Consider the following 18,339-nt stretch of genomic DNA (forward strand, 5'->3'; position numbering starts at 1 on the left):
CCTCGTGCGGCGGGAATCGCTTCTCGGTGACACGGGACCGAATTTCACGGGAACAGTACGCCGATCGCCCGGACATCGACCTCTTGTTGACGCCTGTCGTCAGCCGACGTGGATGCCCGGCCGCAGCGCCGGATCGCGTTCGCTGGTGCGGATGATCTCGCGGACCACCGGTGCGGTGTCGCCGCGGCCGAGGATCAGGTAGCGGAACAGGTGCCCGAGGGGATTGCCCTCGCTCCATTCGAAATGACACTGCGGCCGCACCCCGGTGGCGTCGCGCAACGCGAGCAGGACGGCCGCGATCGCGTTCGGCGCGGCCGGGCTTTCCACGCGCAGCACCCGGAATCCTTCGATCTCGACACCGCGGACCTTCAGCACGTCGCTGAACCCGGACGGGTCGATGACGTCGATCTCCAGGAACAGGACGTCGGCGGCGCCCGGCACCGGGTTCATGCCGCGCTGCTCCGCCTCCTTCGCCCGGTACTCGTCGGCGTCCCCGGCCTGGCGGCGGTTCGCGATGATGGTCAGCGCGCCGTCGTGGGCGATCGAATCGGTGACGAACCGGCGGGCGGGTTCGTCGAACTCGATGTGCTCCACCCGCAGTTCCGTGGTGCGGGTGACCCGCGAGACCAGCGACACCACGATGATCCCGAGGATGAAGAACGCGGAGATCGTGAGACCGTCGGGCTTCTCGATCACGTTCTCCACCAACGCGTAGATCAGGATCAGGGTCAGGACGGCGAACGCGATCGCCGCCTTGCGCTGGCGCTTCTTCGCCGCCGAGATGGCCACCGCGACCGACGCGGACACCATCATCGCGAGGATCCCGGTGGCGTACGCCCCGGCCTGGGCGTTGACGTCGGCGTTGAAGATGATCGTCACCAGTACGCAGATCGCGGTGTAGACCAGCACCACCGGGCGGACCGCGCGGGCCCAGTCCGGCGCCATCCCGTACGCGGGCAGATAACGCGGCACGATGTTGATCAACCCGGCCATCGCCGACGCCCCGGCGAACCACAGGATCAAGATGCTGCTGATGTCATAGGCGGTGCCGACCCATTCGCCCAGCAGCTTGTGCGCGAGATATGCCAGCGCCCGGCCGTTCGCCTCGCCGCCCGGTTTGAACGCCTCGGCGGGCACCAGGACCGTGGTGACGAAACTCGTCGCGATCAGGTACACCGACATGATCAGCGCGGCGGCGGTCAGCAGCTTGCGGGTGTTGCGGATGCGGCTCGCCAGTTTCCGCTCGGCGTTCTCCCCCTTGGCCGCCACCAGCGGCATCATGCTCACGCCGGTCTCGAAACCGGACAAGCCGAGCACCAGCAAGGGGAACGCCAGGATCGCCGGGCCGATCACGCCGCCGAACCCGCCCCCGCCGGAGGTGAGCGCGTCCAGCCAGCGGTCGAACGCGCCGGGATCGGCGATCACCTCGCCGATCCCGGCGACCACGACGACGGCGTTGAGCGCCAGGAAGATCGCCACCAGCGGGATCGCGACCCCGACCGCCTCGCTGAACCCGAGCAGGAACACCCCGCCCAGGATCAGCAGCAGGATCACCGTGATCAGCACCTCGTGCCCGTGCAGGAACGACGGGGTGATGGGGTTCTCCAGCGCGTGCACCGTGGCGTCCGCCGAGGACAGCGTGATGGTGATGATCCACGACGTCGCGACGAAACCCAGCAGTACCAGGACGAAGATCTTGCCGCGCCAGAACGGCAGCAGGTTCTCCAGCATCGCGACCGACCCTTGGCCGTGCGGGCTCTCCTTCGCCACCCGCCGGTACATCGGCAGCATGCCCAGCAGGGTCAGCGCGACGATCAGCAAGGTCGCCAGCGGCGACAGCGCACCCGCGGCGAGCGCGGCGATACCGGGCAAGTACGACAATGTGGAGAAATAGTCCACGCCGGTCAGGCACATGACCTTCCACCACGACTGCGGCGTCGCGTGCTCCTCATGGCTCTCCGGGCCCACCGGCTGGACCCGGTGCTCCATCAGCCATCGGCCGACCTTGCCCGTCGGCGCCGCCTGCCGGTCCGGACTGTCCACCCGCTCCGGAACAGCGAAATCCGGCACCTCGGTCATACCCCTGGCCTCCCCGCATCCTCCGCATACCGACGCGGACACTAACGATCCGGCGCCAAGAATCGCCGAGCAGGGCGTAAAGAAAACATCAATGTCGCGCGACGTCGCGGCGGGCTACTTCCCGTCCGTGCCGGGCCGGTCACTGATGGACTCCTGATAGGCGTCCGCGTAGGTGGGCGAGTCCTTGATCAGGTCGTCACAGAAGGCGGCCACGTCCTCACCGATGAGTTCCAGCACCCCCTTGCCGGACGCGGCGCCCTCCTCGAAGAAATCCACGATGCCGGAGAGCAGGGGCCCGTCGGCCAGATCGACCGGTCCCACCTTGAACAGGTACTTCTGCATCTCCTTGTAGACGATCTGATAGTCCGGCGGGAGGGCCTTGACCCTGGCCACGTGCGCGCGCCACTGCTTCTTGCCCTCGATGATGTCCTGGATGCCCACGTCAGCCTCCCAGCTGCTTCAGTTTCCTGGCGACATTCCGGTTCAGCTGCGCACGCCAGCGGTCGCGAAAGCCACGGCCACGTTCCTCTCCGGCCAGTGCCGCGCAGAAACCCTCGATGTCGTCGCCCAGCACGTCGCGCACGCTCTGCCCGTCCGCGGCCGTTTCCTCCAGCAGCCCCAAGGCGCCGTCGAAAATCGGCATCAGGTTCCGGCCGGTGAAGTCCGAATAGAGCGAAAGATGCCCCTTGATCTGTTCCCACGCCGCTCGGTGGTCGGCGGGCAAGGCCGCCGCCCTGGCCTCGAACGCCTTCCATTCCCTGGTGAGATCGCTACCCGTGATGGTCTCCCAGAAGTTCATTTCCCACCCTCCTTGAGCTCGCCGATCCGCGAACTGACGTACTCCCACTTCGCCCAGAACCTGGCGAGTTCCGCGCGGCCCGCGTCGTTGAGCGCGTAGAACTTGCGCGGCGGCCCCTGCTCGGACGGCCGTTTCGTCACCTGGACCAGGCCGTTCTTCTCGAGCCGCAGCAGGATGGCGTACACCGTCCCCTCGACCACCTCCGCGAAGCCGAGCTCGTTCAAACGACGTGTGATGGCATACCCGTAGGTCTCCTCACCGCCGACGATCTCCAGCACACAACCCTCGAGCGTGCCCTTCAGCATCTCGGTCAAACCGTCCATCGCGCCCCTTCGGCCATCCAGTACCCAGCGACACTGAGTACCAGTACAAAGTAGCACAGAGTACCGCGCGAGGTCGCGAAGAAGCCCCGGAAACCGTGCTGGTTTCCGGGGCTGGGTGGACGGTTCAGGCCGATACCTCAGTGTCCGCGGGCGATCCATTCGGCCAGATGCGGGGCTTCGGCGCCGATCGTGGTGGGATCGCCGTGTCCGGTGTGGACCTTGGTGTCCTCGGGCAAGGCGAAAAGCCGTTCCCTGATCGAGGAAATGATCGTCGGGAAGTCGGAGAACGAGCGCCCTGTCGCACCGGGCCGCCCGCGAACAGCGTGTCCCCGGAGAAGAGCGCCTTGGCCTCGGGCAGGTGCAGGCAGACCGAGCCCGGTGAATGCCCTGGTGTGTGGATGACTTCGAGCTCCGTGCCGGCGACGGCGATCCGTTCGCCGTCCTCGACACCGCGGAAACGGCTGCCGGGGTGGGTCATCTCCCACAGTTCCCGGTCCCCGGGTGCAGGACGGCCGGCGCGTGCAGGTGTTCGCTCAGCTGCGGAGCGACGGTGACATGGTCGTTGTGGCCGTGAGTGCAGACGACGGCGACGACCTCACGGCCGCCCACCGCCTCGGTGATGGTCTTCTCGTCGTGCGCGGCGTCCACGATCACGACCTCGTCGTCGTCCCCGACGAGCCAGACGTTGTTGTCGACTTCCCAGCTCCCGCCGTCGAGTTCGAAGACGCCGGCGGTGACGACGCGCTCGATCCGCAGGTTCCCGCTCACAGGATCACCACCGAACGCAGGACTTCACCGGCATGCATGGCGTGGAAGGCCTTCTCGACACCGTCGAGGGCGATCCGCTCGGTCACGAACCGCTCCAGCGGCAACCGGCCCTGCAGGTGGAGGTCGATCAGCATCGGGAAGTCCCGCTCCGGCAGGCAATCTCCGTACCAGGACGACTTCAGCGCACCGCCGCGGGAGAAGAAGTCGATCAGCGGCATCTCCAGGCGCATGTCCGGTGTCGGGACGCCGACCAGGACCACGGTGCCCGCCAGGTCACGGGCGTAGAAGGCCGCCTTCCACGTCTCCGGGCGGCCGACCGCGTCGATGACGACGTCGGCGCCGAAACCGCCGGTCAGGTCCTGGATCGCGGCGACCGTGTCGGTCTCACTCGCGTTGACGGTGTGGGTCGCGCCGAGCTCGCGGGCCCACGTGAGCTTCTTTTCGTCGCGGTCGACCGCGATGATCGTGCCGGCGCCCGCCAGCCGGGCCCCGGCGATGGCGGCGTCACCGACACCGCCGCAGCCGATCACCGCGACCGAGTCCCCGCGGCCGACGGCGCCGGTGTTGACCGCCGCGCCGAGCCCGGCCATCACCCCGCAGCCGAGCAGGCCCGCGACGGCCGGGTCCGCGGCGGGATCGATCTTGGTGCACTGTCCGGCGTGGACGAGGGTCTTGTCCGCGAACGCGCCGATGCCCAGGGCCGGGGTCAGCTCGGTGCCGTCGGTCAGTGTCATCTTCTGTGTCGCGTTGAACGTGTCGAAGCAGTACTGCGGACGTCCGCGTTTGCAGGCCCGGCACTGTCCGCACACCGCGCGCCAGTTGAGGACGACGAAATCCCCCGGCCGCACGGAATCCACGCCCTCGCCGACGCTTTCCACGGTGCCCGCGGCCTCGTGACCGAGCAGGAACGGGAACTCGTCGTTGATGCCGCCGTCGCGGTAGGTCAGATCCGTGTGGCAGACCCCGCAGGCCGCGATCGACACGACGACCTCGCCCGGCCCGGGGTCCGGGATCACGATGTCCGTCAGCTCCACCGGAGCATTCCGGGACCGGGCGATCACCCCGCGCACCTGCTGTGGCATTCCCTGTTCCTCCACCGTTCGACGACACAGGCATGCGCATGAGCGCATGCTTCACGTGAGGTTAGGCCGGAAACGCGCGGCGGCGACCTGGCCATCGGTCCAGTGGATCCTGTCCTTTCGACCAGGCGAGCCCGGCGGCTAGGCTCACCCGATGCCCGACTCCGCCGACCTGACCGCGCTGCGCGACGTCATCGAGGGCCCGCTGCGCGAAATCGCCGACCGTTTCTCGCGTTTCCTCGCCGACGGCTGGCCACACCAGGCCCTGGTGATCTTCACCCGGGAATGCACCGGGCGGCCTCGCAAGGTCACCGGCGCCCGGGAGATCACCGACAAGGTCACCATCGCCGAACTCGAAGCGCTCAAAGCGAGCGTGCCGCCCGGCCGTCAGCTGACCACGACGGCCACGCTCGGGGGCGCCACCCGGACGGTCTGGGCCGTGCAGGATCCGATCGGCACCCTGCTCGTCCTCGTCCCCCGGTCGAGCCGGACCCGCTTCCCGCGCCCCGCTCCACTGGCCGAGGTCTTCGGCATCGTCGCGACCTCGATCCGCCAGCAGGTGACCCAGGCCAGCCCCGACTACCTCGCCGAATCCCGCGCGGCCTCCAGCGAACGCGCCAGGACGATCACCGAAATGGCCGCGGCACACGAAACCGCGCTCGTCACGATCCTCACCACACTGCGCTCCACCCGGCTGGACGACCACCGCGCCCGGCTCGCCGCGACCGACTCCGCCTCGGCCGCACTGGTCGCGCTCCGATCGGCCAGGGAGACCGATCTCGCGCAGTCCGAAGAGCCCGCGCATGCCGCGTTCGGCAGGCTGCGGCGGGAAATCCGGCAGATGCTGCGCCATCACGACGCGGAGCTGGAGTTCACGGCCCCGGCGAAGAACGGGCGGCCGGTACCCGGCGAGGTCGCCCATGCCGCCAGGGCGATGACGTGCGCGGCGGTCCTCGCCTTCACCGGCCAGCCGGATCTGACCCGCCTCCGGATCGCCTGGTCGAGCGACAGCACCGCGCTGCACCTCGATGTGCGAGACCAGGAATCCGGGAACCTCGACGTCCAAGGCCTGCGGGCGCAGCTCGACGGCCGCGCGAAAACGCTGGGTGCCACCGTCGAGATCGACGCCGTCGCCGGCTGGGGCAGCCGCGTCACCGTCGACCTCCCGTTCGAGCCTGCCGCGGGCCGGGTCGACGAGACCCAGCTGGCGGATCTCAACCCCCGCGAGCTCGAAGTGCTCCGGCTTGTGGCACAAGGACAACGCAACAAGTCCATCGCCGCCACGCTCGGCATCACCGAAAGCACGGTCAAATTCCACGTGGCCGGCCTGCTGAAGAAGCTGAACGTCACCTCACGCGGGGAAGCCGCGGCCTTGGCATTGAGCGCCGGAGTCTCCGGGACTCAGCCCGCCGTGCCGTAGCCACCCTCTCCGTCACGCTGTCGCCGGCCGCATGCGGCGGCAGTTCGCCGTCGGCGAATACGACTACCTGGAAGGTCGCATTGAACGGCTGACGGAGCTACCGGCAGGCGCGCGCGAACGGCCCTCGAAGCCACCGATCGACCTGTCGCTGGCCACGCAGCCGGACGACGACGAGACCGGGGTGACGGTTCTCGTCGATCACCTTGCGGACCCGCGCGCGCATGATCGGGTGGTAGCGCCACGCGATCCTGACGATGTGCTGCGGATCGGTGAAGAACGTGCGCAGCGGGCCCTCGACGTTTCCCCCGGCGATCTTCGAACCCCGCCCGATACGGCGTTCAAGGGTGCGGACGACGACGCGAGTCATGGTCAGGGCACGCGGATGATCAAGCCACACCAGCACATCGGTCCGCGCCGTCATCTGCTCCCGTACCTCTTCGCCCTGCCACTCGATCGCCCAGGCATCCCCGTCGAGGAACTGCAAGACGTCGGCCTGCCATGTCTCTCGAACCGTCCATTCAGGACCGAGGTAGAAGGACTCGAGCTCGGCGAAAGGCACGCCCATGCGCTCGCACAGGGTTCGCGCGAGGGTCGATTTCCCCGATCCCGCAGGGCCCGCCACCGCAACCCGCCGGACCGGCCGCCGAGGAAGAGGATCGGTCGCCCCGAGAACATGCATGCGGCGATCATAGATCGACTGTCCTGCGACAGACCGTGGCCAGGACATAGGGTCGACTCATGGCGCGCCTGATCCACCTCAACGGTCTCTCACGCGTGGGAAAGTCGACCCTTGCCCGCCGCTACGCCGACGAACACCCAGGAACGCTCGCCCTCGATCTGGATGTGCTCACGGGGTTGATCGGCGGGTGGCAGGAGAACTTCTTCGCTGCCTTGGAAATCGCCCGCGGCCACGGACGGGACATGGCCGCGCGGCATCTTCGCGACGGACACGACGTGATCCTTCCGCAACTGGTGACGGTTCACGACCGCGATCCGGATCCGGCCTTCGAAGCGGTAGCCGTCGCCGCCGGAGCCACGTACGTCGAAGTGGTCCTCCTCGTCGACGACCACGAACATCTGCGACGCCTGCGCGGAAAGCGTTCGGCCAACGCCGTCGAGGCACAGCTCCAGGCGATGCTGGAAGATCCCGATTCCGACCTGGTCGACCGGATCCGTGGTCACCTCGTCGAGCACCTGGCCGGACGTCCGCACGCGATCCGACTCGACACGACCGGCATCGGGGAAGACGAGTCGTACACACGCTTCCTGAACGCGCTCGATGCGGCACAGTGAGCCCTGACGGGTGATGTTCCGGGTGCGATACTGGCCTTCATGACTCCAGCGAACCGCCCGGACAAAGTCCACTTGAGGGCGTTCACCGAGGCCGACCTCGCTTTTCTCGACCGCCTCTGCACGGATCCCGATGCGCTCGGCGAGTTCGACTGGCCCGGATTCGGTGATCCGAGGGCACGCCGCAAGCGATGGGAGAGCGACGGGTACATCTCCGCCGAGTCCGCGGCGGTCGCGATCGCGCGGGCCGACGACACGGTTATCGGCATCGTCTCCTGGAAGCCCCGCGGCTTCCCCTCGGGTGTCACCTACGAGATCGGCGTGGGGGTGCTACCCGAGCATCGCGGGCAAGGGGTGGGCACGGTGGCGCAGAGGCTGCTCGTGGACTACCTGTTCGGCCGCACGACCGCGAACAGGATCGAAGCCCTCACCAATGGCGGTAACCTCGGCGAGCAGAAAGCCCTCGAACGCCTGGGGTTCCGCCGGGAAGGGGTCATGCGCGGCAGGTCCTTCCTGCACGGCGAGTATGTCGATGTGCTCGTCTACGGTCTGCTCCGCTCAGAGCATCGTCCCGGAACGCCATGAGCCCTTGGTCCAGCGGTACATAGCCGACCGGCCGGACCAGTGAGCCCGGCTCGCCGTGTGCCGATCCCTTGCCGACGAACGGAAATCGGCCACGGCGAGCCGGACATGGACTCCGATACATCTCCTGACTCGCGAGCCCCGGAACGACAGCCGGTCAGCTCCTCAGCTTCGTCACGGTCCACAATGCGGTTCCCGCACGGCAGACCCGCAGCCCGACCGCCTCCGCCTGGCCGCCACTGTTGTGCAGGCAGAGCCCGGTCGACACGTTGGTGAAGTACTTGTTCGTCGTGGACGACGTCCGCCAGTCGCTGGCATTGACCTCGCACGACCCGGCGAACACCGACGACGTCCCGGCCGCCAGACACAGCCCGGTCGCCTTGTTCTTGAACTTTCCGGGCGCGTAGTTGTTCCACTTCTGATGGTTGTTCCTGTCTTGGCAAGCATGCGTGTACACGCTGCCTTCGGAATTCGAGTCCAAGCAGCGTTGAACCCCCGCGGCGAATCTGATCCAGAACAGCGACTCGGCCTGCGTCGAAGCGGCGGCGACGCCGGGTGCCGCGGTGAAGGCCAAGGCCGCGGCCCCGGCGACGGCCGCTACTCGGACCGGGATTCCTTTGGGCGTCATGATTTTCTCCTCTTTTCCGGTACGCTTTCCGTCGACCACGAATCAAATGGGCAGCCACGCGTCATTGTCGCGAATTCGACAAGATCGACGTCGTGTTCCGAAATTCTCGCTCCCCCGAACGGAAATCGACGTTAGCGCCTAGTTGACCCGTTTTTGCGGATCGATCTCCGAAAGCACTCCATCGGCGGAATGCGTGATCACGCAACACGCCGACGCACTGCCGGGCACCTCCACGTTCGGGCCAGCGAGATCACCCGCTTGGGCGCCGCAGACCCCACATACGCCGTCGAGCGGGTTCCTCGATGCGGCCGAAAGCGTGAACCAGACACCAAAGCCGGAGATGAGTGTTACATTGCCCAGGCAGAGTGTCACATGGACGGGGGGACGTGCTGTGGGTTTCGAGGTCGACGTCGCGGACATCAGCAACGCGGCGGGCAAACTCGCCGCGGGGAAGCCGCCCACGCTCACCCCCGGCGGCGCGCCGAACGTCGGCGCCACCCATCGGGCCGCCGGGTTCGCCGGAGACTACGACGTCTGGCTCTTGACCAGGCAGGAGGACCTGACGGCCTCGCAGCAGCAGGTCACCAGCCTGGTCGAAGCCATCCGTGCCGCGGCGAAGAGCTACGACGGCACCGATTCGGCCGCGCGCGACACCTTCCTGAAGACGCTGGACAAAGGCTTCGAAGGGATCGACCGGTGAGCTCGGTCTTCGACAAGATCCGTCACCTCCACGACCAGGTGGAAAAGGGCAGCACGACCGAGCTGGACGACCGGGCACGGGCGTGCCGCGCCACCAAGGAAGCCGTGCTGGACGCCAAATCACTGGTCGAGGCGGTCCGCGTTCAGCTCGCCGAAGGCTGGCAGGGCGGAGCCGGCGAGTCGGCGCTCGCCTCGCTCGCGGACTTCAAGAAGAACCGCGACGACCAGGCCGACGATCTCGAAGAGTCGGCGAAGTCGTTCGAGGTGATCCGCGACGCGCTGGCCAAGACGCAAGGCGACGCCCGCAGCCACCTCGCGGACGCCGATTCCCTGCGGAAGAAGCTGGACGACGTTTGGAACGACCTCTCGCACGGCAAGGGCAACATCGTCTTCGCCTGGGCACAGGACAAGGCGATCAAGGCACGAGCCCTCGTCGTGCTCGCCGACCTGGAGCGGATCATCCTCGGCTATGACGCGGTCCTGCTCGCCGAAGGCCTGAAACTGCGGAACAGGACGGGCCAGGTGTGGGAACTCGCGGGTTCGGGGAAGCGGAACCTCGCCGAGATCGCCGCGATCATGCTGCGCGAGATCCCGGGTTTCGCCGAGCTGGTGAAGAACGACCCGAGGCTCAAGGCCGCACTGTTGACCGGCAATTGGGAACTGCTCCTGCAGAACCGCGAGATCGCGCAGAAGATCTACGACTACCTCGGCTTCAAATACGTCGCGGACGGCGACTACTACACCACCGGCGAACACTCGGTGCAGAGTTTCCTCGGCTGGCACGACCTGTACGACAAGCTGGAAAAACTCATCGGCGCGAACCTCGACGCGACCGGCGACGACGGCGACAACATGGAGTTCACCGATCCGAAGACCGGCAAGCAGTACCGCCTGGAGCTGTGGAAGGGCGGTTACGGGTTCGGCGGCGCGTTCGGCGGCGAAGTCGGGTTCTACACCCGTGAACCGGGCTCCTCGGACCCGTCCGGTTACTTCAACGCCGCCCAGGGCGACGACCAGATCAAGGTGACCCAGACGATCTACAACAAGACGACCGACCAGGTCTATTTCACCAACGACGGCCAAGGCGCCGACGGCACCGACAAGAAGCATTTCTGGAACCTGGCGATCCGCACCGACCCGGACGTCGATCCGAGCCAGCTGGCCCAGCGCGCCACGATCGAGGTGCGGGACAGCGGCCTGCGCGACCAGCTCTACAACGAGATGACCCGGTGGGCGGCCGCGCACCCCGAGCAGCACCTCACCGTCACCAAGACGACAGACGATCCACCGGCGCTGAGCTACACGTGGGAGAAGTAAGCCTCGTTCAGGCCAACGATTCCCGCTTGAACTCCCACGGCTCGTCGTCGTCGTTTCGCCGCGGGCTCTCGGTTTCACGCAGCCCGGCGAACACACCGTCGACGTCGATCAGGCCGGCGACCTCGTCGGCGACGCGCCGGCCATGGCGCTCTTCGATGTCTTCGAGCCCCTCGCGCAGGGCGGTGGTCGCGGCGTTCCTGGCGGTGGCCCGTAATCCTCGGGCCAGCTGCTCCGGGTCACTCATGAACCCACTCTAGGCGGTGAGCGGGCTGCGGCGTTCCAGGAAGACGGTGTCCTGCCAGACGCCGTCGCGTCGGGCGATGCGTTCACGGATGCCGACGGTCCGGTAGCCGGCGCTCTGGTGCAAGGCGATGGAGGCGCGGTTGCCGGTGAAGATCGACGTCTGAAGTGTCCAGAGCCCGGCCGCGTCGGCTTCCGTGACCTGCTTGTACAGCAAGGCCTTGCCCACGCCGCGGCCACGATGGCTTTCCGCGACGTAGACGGAGGTCTCGGCGACTCCCCGGTAGCACTCCCGTTCCGACACCGGAACGGCGGCCGCCCAGCCGACCACCTCGCCGCCGATCTCGGCGACCCACCGGTGGCCGGTCAGCCATTTCGCGTCCAGGGCTTCACGGCCAGGGACCTCGGTTTCGAACGTGGCGATCCCGGTGGCGATCCCTTCGCCGTAGATCCGGCGGATCGAGGCCCAGTCGTTGTCGTCCGACGCGCGGACAGCGACGTCCTCCGGCAGGTTTTCCGGACAGCACGGGCGCGGGGCGAGCAGACCCATCACCGCGTCGGCGGCGTGCGGCAGTCCGCTGCAGCAGGCCTGATTGATCGTCACGACCGTGGCCGTGCCTTCCTTGCGCAGGTGCAGAAAGCCGACCTCGGCCAGTTTCCGTACATGGTGGGAACACGTCGACTGGCTGGTGCCGAGGATCTCCGTGAGCGCGCCGACGGTCAGGCCGCGGGGCGAGATCGCGACCGCGTGCAGGAGTTTGACGCGCATGGGCTCGGCCAGACAGGCGAACCAGCCGGCGTAGGTGGCGGCTTCACGCTCGGGCAGGAGTACGGGCACAACCGTGGTCATACCGCACAGTATCGACCAGAATCGATGGTTGCGTCAATCGACCCCGGTCGATACAGTCCCTCGCATCGCTTCAATCGAAATAGATCGATGAAAGGTGCATGGGGATGAACGAGCTGCCTGTCGTGGTGATCGGCGCGGGCCCGGTGGGGTTGGCGGCGGCCGCCGAGTTGGTCGAGCGGGGTTTCGAGCCGCTGGTACTGGAACGCGGCGCGCAAGCGGGCGCGGGGGTCGCCGAGTGGAATCACGTGCGGTTGTTCTCGGCGTGGTCGGAGCTCGTCGCTCCGGCGGCCGGGCGGTTGCTGGAGGACACCGGCTGGGCTCGCCCCGACGGCGACGCGTATCCGACGGGTTCGGACTGGGCCGAGCGGTATCTGCGGCCGCTCGCGACGGCGCTCGCCGATCGGGTGCGGTTCGACGCCGAGGTGGTCGGGGTCGCGCGGCGAGGCCGGGACCGCGTCGTGGACAGTGGCCGTGACGAGGAGCCGTTCACCGTGCACGTCCGCACCGCCGCCGGGGCGGAGGAGCGGATCGCGGCGCGGGCCGTCATCGACGCGTCGGGGACCTGGACGACCCCGAACCCTCTTGGCGGGGAAGGACTTCCCGCCATCGGGGAACGAGCAGCGGCGGATCGGATCGCCTACCGTGTGCCGGATCTGGACGACCCGGCGGTACGGGCCCGGTACGCGGGCGGGCACGTGGTGGTCGCGGGGAGCGGACACTCGGCGCTGACCGCGCTGGTCGCGTTGTCCGGGCTCGCGAAGGACGCGCCGGACACCCGGATCAGCTGGGTGCTGCGCCGCGGCTCGGTCGGCAACACCTTCGGGGGCGGCGACGCCGACCAGCTCCCGGCACGGGGCGCGCTCGGCCTGCGGGCACAGGCGGCGGTGCGGTCCGGGCTGATCACCGTCGTGACCGGGTTCCGCACAGAAGCGCTCGAACGCGACGACGCCGGGAAGCTCGCGCTGATCTCCTCGGCCGGACAGCGGATCGAGCAGGTCGATGAAGTGGTGGCGCTGGCCGGATTCCGGCCCGACCTGACCTGGTTGTCGGAGCTCCGGCTGGAGCTGGACCCGACGCTGCAGGCGCCGGTCGCGCTCGCGCCGCTGATCGATCCGAACGTGCATTCCTGCGGGACCGTCTACCCGCACGGCGCGAAGGAACTCGCCCACCCCGAGAAGAACTTCTACCTGGCCGGGATGAAGAGCTACGGCAGGGCACCGACGTTCCTCGCCATGACCGGTTACGAGCAGGTCCGCAGCATCGCCGCCGAGCTCGCGGGCGACCACGAAGCGGCCGCGCGAGTCGAACTGCGCATGGCCGAGACCGGCGTCTGCGGTGGCGCCGGCCTGTTCGACGAGCCGGACGACGCGGCGGCCGGCGGATGTTGCGCCACACCGGCCCCGGAGGTCCTGACGCTGACGGCGCCGTCGTCCGTCAGCTGACCCGGTTCCCGCGGTCGCCGACGTCAGCCACCGATGTCCAGCGTGGCCTTGATGTCGGCGACGGCGGCGCGGGCGGTCATCCCGACACCGATGAGGGTCGCGGAGGCGGGGCCGGTCCAGTCGCCGTAACCGAGAAGGTGCAGCCGCGGCTCGGCGACCACGCGGGTACCCGCGGTCGGGATCCGGCCGTGCGTGGTCCGCAGCCGCAACGGGGCCAGATGGCCCAACGCGGGACGGAACCCCGTGCACCAGATGATCGCGTCGGCACGACATCCCGACCCGTCCGTCCACGCAGGACCGTCGCTGTCCAGCCGCGCGAACATCGGGCGCGGGTCCAGCAGCCCGGCGTCGCGGGTTTCGCGCACCGGCGGGACGGCGACGATGTCGCCCAGCCCGGCCACTCCGGCGGTGTCGGGCCGTCCGGTCTCGATCGCCTGGCGGCGGCGGGTGGCGACGTCGAAGAGCGCCTTGCCGTCGATGTCGTCGGGCAGATAACGCGGCGGGCGGCGGGTGACCCAGGTCAGGTTCGCCACGCCGACGAGGTCGGCCGCGATCTGGGCGCCGGAGTTGCCGCCGCCGACGACCACGACGTCCTGGCCCGCGAACTCCTTGGGCGACCGGTAGTCCACGGTGTGCAGCCGGCGGCCGGTGAATCCGCCGGGCATCAGTGGCAGGAAGGGTCGCCACCAGGTGCCGGTGGCACTGATGACCGCCTCCGCCGCCCAGGTCCCGGTGTCGGTGCTCACCCGCAATCCGGTGCCCGCCCGGGACACGGCGGTCACCGTTTCCGACCGGAGGATCGGAAGCTCGTAGCGTTTCTCGTACGCGGCGAGATAGTCGACGACATGCCCGGCGGTCGGATACCCGGGTCCTTGGTAGGGCGGCATCGGCCATCCCGGGAGCGAACTGTGCCGCGCCGGGGAGAACAGTCGCAGCGAGTCCCAGCCGTGGGTCCAGGCGCCGCCCGGTTCGGCTTGGGCGTCGAGGATGACGAAGTCCAGGCCCGCGCGGCGCAGGTGGTAGCCCGCGGCGAGACCGGCCTGGCCTCCGCCGACGACCACCACCCTCGCGGTACCGGTCACTCCGCCGAGGCCTTCGCTCGCCAGCGTTTCCGCAGCCACAGGCTGACGTACACCAGAGCGACCAGCACGGGCACTTCGATCAGCGGTCCGACGACACCGGCGAGCGCCTGCCCCGACGTCACGCCGAAAACGCCGATCGCGACGGCGATCGCGAGTTCGAAGTTGTTGCCCGCAGCCGTGAACGCCAACGTCGTGGTGCGCTCGTACGACAGGCCCGATGCCTTGCCCAGCAGGTAGCCGCCGATCCACATGACCGCGAAGTACACCAGCAGCGGCAACGCGATCCGCGCGACGTCGAGCGGACGGGAGGTGATGTTGTCGCCCTGCAAGGCGAACAGGATCACGATGGTGAACAGCAGGCCGTAGAGCGCGATCGGGCCGACCTTGGGCAGGAACGTGCCTTCGTACCAGTCACGCCCCTTGCTCCCCTCCCCCACGCGGCGGGACAGATAGCCCGCGGCGAGCGGGATACCGAGGAAGATGAGCACGCTGAGCGCGATCTCCCACGGCGAGAAGTCGATACTCGTGGTGTCGAGACCCAGCCAGCCGGGCAGCAGGTCGAGGTAGAACCAGCCGAGCACACCGAACATGATCACCTGGAAGACCGAGTTCAGCGCGACCAGCACCGCCGCGGCCTCGCGATCGCCGCAGGCGAGGTCGTTCCAGATGATCACCATCGCGATACACCGGGCGAGACCGACGATGATCAGCCCGGTCCGGTACTCCGGCAGATCGGGCAGCATCAGCCAGGCGAGCGCGAACATCAGCGCCGGACCGAGAATCCAGTTGAGCACCAAGGAAAGCACCATCGTGCGCTTGTCCTTGGTCACCGTGTCCAGCTTGTCGTAGCGGACCTTGGCCAGCACCGGGTACATCATCAGCAACAGGCCCAGCGCGATCGGCAGCGAGACCTGCCCGATCTTCACCGCGTCCAGGACGCCTTGCAGCCCCGGCATGATGCTGCCCCACAGCAGCCCGGCCACCATCGCGACGATGATCCAGACCGGGAGAAACCGGTCCAGAAAGGACAGTTTGTGCAGGACGTCGGCCTCACTCGAGGAGGTCTCGTCGGCGGTGTGCGTCACGCTGGGGCCTCCTGGCTCCGGTATGTCGTTCAGGCGTCGAGGATCTCGGCTACCAGACCGCGGATGCGGCGGTCGATCTCGTCACGGATCGGGCGTACGGCTTCGACGCCCTGCCCGGCCGGATCCTCCAACGGCCAGTCCAGGTAACGCTTGCCGGGGAACACCGGACACGTGTCACCACACCCCATGGTGATCACCACGTCCGAGGCTTCGACGTCCTCTGTGGACAGCTTGCTCGGCACCTCGGCCGTGATGTCCAATCCCCACTCGGCGAGCACCGCGGCCGCGGCCGGGTTCACCATCTCGGCGGGCTCCGACCCCGCGGACCGCACGAGGATGCGGCCGAGCGAATAGTGCTGAAGCAGCGCGGCGGCGATCTGGGACCGGCCGGCGTTGTGCACGCAGACGAACAGCACCTCGGGAGTGCGGGTCATGAGCAGGATCCTCTCGGTCCGATGACGCACGTGAACATCGAATATCAGCCCTTCAGTTCCTCGAGCAGCCGCCGGACCCGGCGGTCGATCTCGTCGCGGATCGAGCGGACCGCACCCAGCGGCCGCCCGATCGGGTCCGGGACGTCCCAGTCGAGGTAGCGCTTGCCGGGATAGACCGGGCACGCGTCCCCGCACCCCATGGTCACGACCACGTCGGCGGCACGGACGACCTCGTCGGTCAGCGGCTTCGGGAACGCGCCCGCCGGCTCGATGCCGATCTCGCCCAGCGCGTCCGTGACGACCTGCGGGATCGTCCCGCTCGGCCGCGACCCGGCCGAGCGGACCATGACGTGCCCGAACGCGTGGTGGGTGAGCAACGCGGCGGCCATCTGCGACCGGCCGGCGTTGTGCACACAGACGAACAGCACCTGCGGCGCGGTGACCTGGGTCAACCCGTCGGCCTTGGCCAGGTCGAGCAGGCGTTCGCGGGTGAACCGGGCGGTCAGCGTGGGCAGGTGGACCTTGACCGTCGCGGACCGTTCGAGCAGGCGGTACGTCTCGTCGACGAAGCGTTCGACCGTTTCCCGGCCGAAGGTGCCTTGGAACCTGTCGCCCAGCTCGTCGGCGATCCGGTCGAGCTGGACCAGCACCTCGCGGGCGGGAAGCCCGTCCGTGGCGTGGGTCATGGCGTCTCCTCGGCACAGGGATCGACGACTGGATCGAAGTCTATGGATCCAATTCAAAAGCTTGCATCGATGTTTGTCAATTCACCGGGTACGCTCGCCGTCGGAGGGCACTCGGACCGAGGAGGGCATGTGGCGACGGAGACCGGGCGCGGCCGGAAGCCGGTACCCATCACGCTGCTGATGGCCGAGCCCGCGGCGGTCATCTCCCAGGACGATGCCGAGCAGGCGGCGAAGCTGTTCAAGGCCCTCTCGGATCCGATCCGGATCCGGCTGCTGTCGCTGGTCCGGTATTCGCCCGGCGGCGAGGCCTGTTTCTGCGATCTCGCCGAAGAGTTCGAAATGCCGCAGCCGTCGCTGAGTCATCATCTCCGCGTCCTGGTCGCGGCGGGAATCCTCGATCGGGAGCGACGCGGCACCTGGAGCTGGTACCGCGTCCTTCCCGGGCCACTCCGATCACTGGAGGCACTTCTGCGCACCGGTGGCCCGCTGGCCGACCGGACCGCGCCGCTGCGATCGCCGGGCGGTCGTCGGCTTCAGAAGGCCACCGGACCGGCGGAACAGGAATCCAGGACCTCGAAGGCGTCGCCGAGGAGGTGACGGCCACTTTCGCGGCCAGGTGGTGGCGCGACGATACTTCCGCATGATCGCCACATGGGCGGGCAATCCGACGAAAGATCTCAGCCGCCGGCGCAACGGCTCGGCCCACAGCCCTTGGCCGACCGCGCCGGGCAACCCTGGCCACAAGCGGCAGAGCACGTAGCCCGCCCGGCGTGCTCCGAAAGTCGTCCAACGTCAGCGCGGTGACGCTGACCACCACGTCTCCGTAAAAGCCCGCGGCATGGCCGGGCATCCGACCGGCGTTGTCGTACCCTCGCGCTAGCGTTCCTTCATGACCCCGGCCGATGCCCGCGAAGCCCTCCTGTTCCACTCCTGCACACACCCGAACGTGGACGATCCGCGCTGGAAGACGGGGTTTGTCGGGTCGTTGCGGCCCTTCACCGGCCTGCGGGAGGACAATTACCACGAAGTGATGGCAGCCTTGCGAGCGCTTGCCGAGCCGCTACAGGCCGATTTGGTTCCCCGTGAGGTGGTTTCCGCCGTGGTCGGGATGTGTCACTTCGCGCGGGCTTGGGGTGTCGCGCCCGACGGAATGCTCGGCCGGAACGGTCTGATCAGTGCTGCGGACGCGGCCCGTCTCGATGAATGGATCTGGACCATTTCCTACGCCCTGGCCATGATCCTGGACGGCGCCGTGTCAGAGGCTTTCGACGAGTACGACCGTCGGGCAGCGACGCTCGACGGCAGAGGAGGTGGCTGATTGTCCAAGCGACGATACGTGGCGCGGGGCGTGCCCGGCGGGTATCGGATCTGGGACAACAAGGCGCGGCGGTGGTGGGGCGACCATTACGAGCTGTGCCCCGACGACCTGCTCGCCGAGTTGAACGACGCCGCCGACCCGGTACGGGTCACCGCGTTACTCAAGCGCTATCGAGCGCTCCGGCGCTAGGCTGGCGGATCCCCGGGCCACGCGAGGAG

Annotated in this window: 22 protein-coding genes and 1 pseudogene; 9 read left to right on the plus strand and 14 right to left on the minus strand. The window is 68.1% G+C overall.

From position 1 onward, the window contains the following. Positions 1-99: 99 nt before the first annotated feature. The 6 genes and pseudogenes from MJQ72_RS21825 to MJQ72_RS21850 form a co-directional block, all read right to left on the minus strand. Positions 100-2,079: an amino acid transporter gene (locus MJQ72_RS21825; RefSeq protein WP_240601196.1), complete on the minus strand. Its 1,980-nt coding sequence runs from the start codon at positions 2,077-2,079 to the stop codon at positions 100-102. 114 nt (positions 2,080-2,193) lie between these two features. Further along, positions 2,194-2,520, minus strand: coding sequence for a DUF1048 domain-containing protein (locus MJQ72_RS21830; RefSeq protein ID WP_240601197.1), 327 nt, complete (start codon positions 2,518-2,520; stop codon positions 2,194-2,196). 1 nt (position 2,521) lies between these two features. Further along, the gene (locus tag MJQ72_RS21835) at positions 2,522-2,878 is read right to left on the minus strand and encodes a DUF1048 domain-containing protein (RefSeq protein WP_240601198.1); all 357 of its coding nucleotides are present in this window, start codon (positions 2,876-2,878) and stop codon (positions 2,522-2,524) included. Continuing rightward, entirely contained in the window at positions 2,875-3,201 is a 327-nt protein-coding gene (locus MJQ72_RS21840; RefSeq protein ID WP_240601199.1) for a PadR family transcriptional regulator, read from the minus strand. The genes MJQ72_RS21835 and MJQ72_RS21840 overlap by 4 nt, the downstream gene beginning before the upstream one ends. A 137-nt stretch (positions 3,202-3,338) precedes the next feature. After that, positions 3,339-3,969, minus strand: a pseudogene (locus MJQ72_RS44665) (MBL fold metallo-hydrolase). Beyond that, a complete protein-coding gene (locus MJQ72_RS21850) occupies positions 3,966-5,051 on the minus strand; it encodes an S-(hydroxymethyl)mycothiol dehydrogenase (protein ID WP_240601200.1) in 1,086 nt (361 codons plus the stop codon). Before MJQ72_RS21850 ends, MJQ72_RS44665 begins: the two are co-directional and overlap by 4 nt. A gap of 151 nt (positions 5,052-5,202) precedes the next feature. On the opposite strand from MJQ72_RS21850, the gene MJQ72_RS21855 reads away from it, so the two are divergent. Continuing rightward, positions 5,203-6,468, plus strand: a complete 1,266-nt coding sequence (locus MJQ72_RS21855; protein WP_240601201.1) for a helix-turn-helix transcriptional regulator — start codon at positions 5,203-5,205, stop codon at positions 6,466-6,468. A 97-nt stretch (positions 6,469-6,565) separates the two neighbouring features. Here the strand turns inward: MJQ72_RS21855 and MJQ72_RS21860 are convergent, their stop codons facing one another. Further along, positions 6,566-7,147, minus strand: a complete 582-nt coding sequence (locus tag MJQ72_RS21860) for an AAA family ATPase (RefSeq protein WP_315860893.1) — start codon at positions 7,145-7,147, stop codon at positions 6,566-6,568. Between the two features lie 59 nt (positions 7,148-7,206). On the opposite strand from MJQ72_RS21860, the gene MJQ72_RS21865 reads away from it, so the two are divergent. Both MJQ72_RS21865 and MJQ72_RS21870 read left to right on the plus strand, forming a co-directional pair. Beyond that, positions 7,207-7,761, plus strand: coding sequence for an AAA family ATPase (locus MJQ72_RS21865; RefSeq protein ID WP_240601203.1), 555 nt, complete (start codon positions 7,207-7,209; stop codon positions 7,759-7,761). Positions 7,762-7,800: 39 nt separating this feature from the next. Continuing rightward, a complete protein-coding gene (locus MJQ72_RS21870) occupies positions 7,801-8,343 on the plus strand; it encodes a GNAT family N-acetyltransferase (protein ID WP_240601204.1) in 543 nt (180 codons plus the stop codon). Positions 8,344-8,497: 154 nt separating this feature from the next. Here the strand turns inward: MJQ72_RS21870 and MJQ72_RS21875 are convergent, their stop codons facing one another. Beyond that, positions 8,498-8,968: a ricin-type beta-trefoil lectin domain protein gene (locus MJQ72_RS21875; protein ID WP_240601205.1), complete on the minus strand. Its 471-nt coding sequence runs from the start codon at positions 8,966-8,968 to the stop codon at positions 8,498-8,500. Between the two features lie 391 nt (positions 8,969-9,359). On the opposite strand from MJQ72_RS21875, the gene MJQ72_RS21880 reads away from it, so the two are divergent. Continuing rightward, positions 9,360-9,668 carry a hypothetical protein gene (locus MJQ72_RS21880; RefSeq protein ID WP_240601206.1) on the plus strand — a complete coding sequence of 103 codons (309 nt, stop codon included), beginning with the start codon at positions 9,360-9,362 and terminating at the stop codon, positions 9,666-9,668. Further along, positions 9,665-10,984, plus strand: coding sequence for a DUF4474 domain-containing protein (locus MJQ72_RS21885; RefSeq protein WP_240601207.1), 1,320 nt, complete (start codon positions 9,665-9,667; stop codon positions 10,982-10,984). Before MJQ72_RS21880 ends, MJQ72_RS21885 begins: the two co-directional genes overlap by 4 nt. 7 nt (positions 10,985-10,991) lie before the next feature. Here MJQ72_RS21885 and MJQ72_RS21890 read toward each other — a convergent pair whose 3' ends face one another. Then, positions 10,992-11,228, minus strand: a complete 237-nt coding sequence (locus MJQ72_RS21890; RefSeq protein ID WP_240601208.1) for a hypothetical protein — start codon at positions 11,226-11,228, stop codon at positions 10,992-10,994. Between the two features lie 9 nt (positions 11,229-11,237). Continuing rightward, positions 11,238-12,074 carry a GNAT family N-acetyltransferase gene (locus tag MJQ72_RS21895; RefSeq protein WP_240601209.1) on the minus strand — a complete coding sequence of 279 codons (837 nt, stop codon included), beginning with the start codon at positions 12,072-12,074 and terminating at the stop codon, positions 11,238-11,240. Positions 12,075-12,178: 104 nt separating this feature from the next. On the opposite strand from MJQ72_RS21895, the gene MJQ72_RS21900 reads away from it, so the two are divergent. After that, positions 12,179-13,516 (plus strand): NAD(P)-binding domain-containing protein, encoded by a 1,338-nt coding sequence (locus tag MJQ72_RS21900; RefSeq protein ID WP_240601210.1) that lies wholly within the window; start codon positions 12,179-12,181, stop codon positions 13,514-13,516. A gap of 23 nt (positions 13,517-13,539) precedes the next feature. On the opposite strand, the gene MJQ72_RS21905 is transcribed toward MJQ72_RS21900, so the two are convergent. From MJQ72_RS21905 to MJQ72_RS21920, 4 genes are read right to left on the minus strand one after another with little or no spacing between them, the layout of a single operon-like run. Continuing rightward, positions 13,540-14,637, minus strand: a complete 1,098-nt coding sequence (locus MJQ72_RS21905; RefSeq protein WP_240601211.1) for an ArsO family NAD(P)H-dependent flavin-containing monooxygenase — start codon at positions 14,635-14,637, stop codon at positions 13,540-13,542. Further along, entirely contained in the window at positions 14,595-15,683 is a 1,089-nt protein-coding gene (gene arsB / locus MJQ72_RS21910) for an ACR3 family arsenite efflux transporter (protein ID WP_315860895.1), read from the minus strand. Before arsB ends, MJQ72_RS21905 begins: the two co-directional genes overlap by 43 nt. A 29-nt stretch (positions 15,684-15,712) precedes the next feature. Then, complete coding sequence (locus MJQ72_RS21915) at positions 15,713-16,117, minus strand: arsenate reductase ArsC (RefSeq protein WP_240601212.1); 405 nt, start codon at positions 16,115-16,117, stop codon at positions 15,713-15,715. Between the two features lie 44 nt (positions 16,118-16,161). Further along, entirely contained in the window at positions 16,162-16,803 is a 642-nt protein-coding gene (locus MJQ72_RS21920) for a low molecular weight phosphatase family protein (RefSeq protein ID WP_240601213.1), read from the minus strand. Positions 16,804-16,932: 129 nt separating this feature from the next. Here MJQ72_RS21920 and MJQ72_RS21925 point away from each other — a divergent pair, with 129 nt between their 5' ends. The 3 genes from MJQ72_RS21925 (at position 16,933) to MJQ72_RS21935 (ending at position 18,310) form a co-directional block, all read left to right on the plus strand. Beyond that, positions 16,933-17,400, plus strand: a complete 468-nt coding sequence (locus MJQ72_RS21925; protein WP_240601214.1) for a helix-turn-helix transcriptional regulator — start codon at positions 16,933-16,935, stop codon at positions 17,398-17,400. A 292-nt stretch (positions 17,401-17,692) separates the two neighbouring features. Continuing rightward, positions 17,693-18,121: a hypothetical protein gene (locus tag MJQ72_RS21930; RefSeq protein ID WP_240601215.1), complete on the plus strand. Its 429-nt coding sequence runs from the start codon at positions 17,693-17,695 to the stop codon at positions 18,119-18,121. After that, complete coding sequence (locus MJQ72_RS21935; protein WP_240601216.1) at positions 18,122-18,310, plus strand: hypothetical protein; 189 nt, start codon at positions 18,122-18,124, stop codon at positions 18,308-18,310. Positions 18,311-18,339: the final 29 nt, after the last annotated feature.

It is taken from the genome of Amycolatopsis sp. EV170708-02-1 (assembly GCF_022479115.1).
Lineage (GTDB): Bacteria > Actinomycetota > Actinomycetes > Mycobacteriales > Pseudonocardiaceae > Amycolatopsis.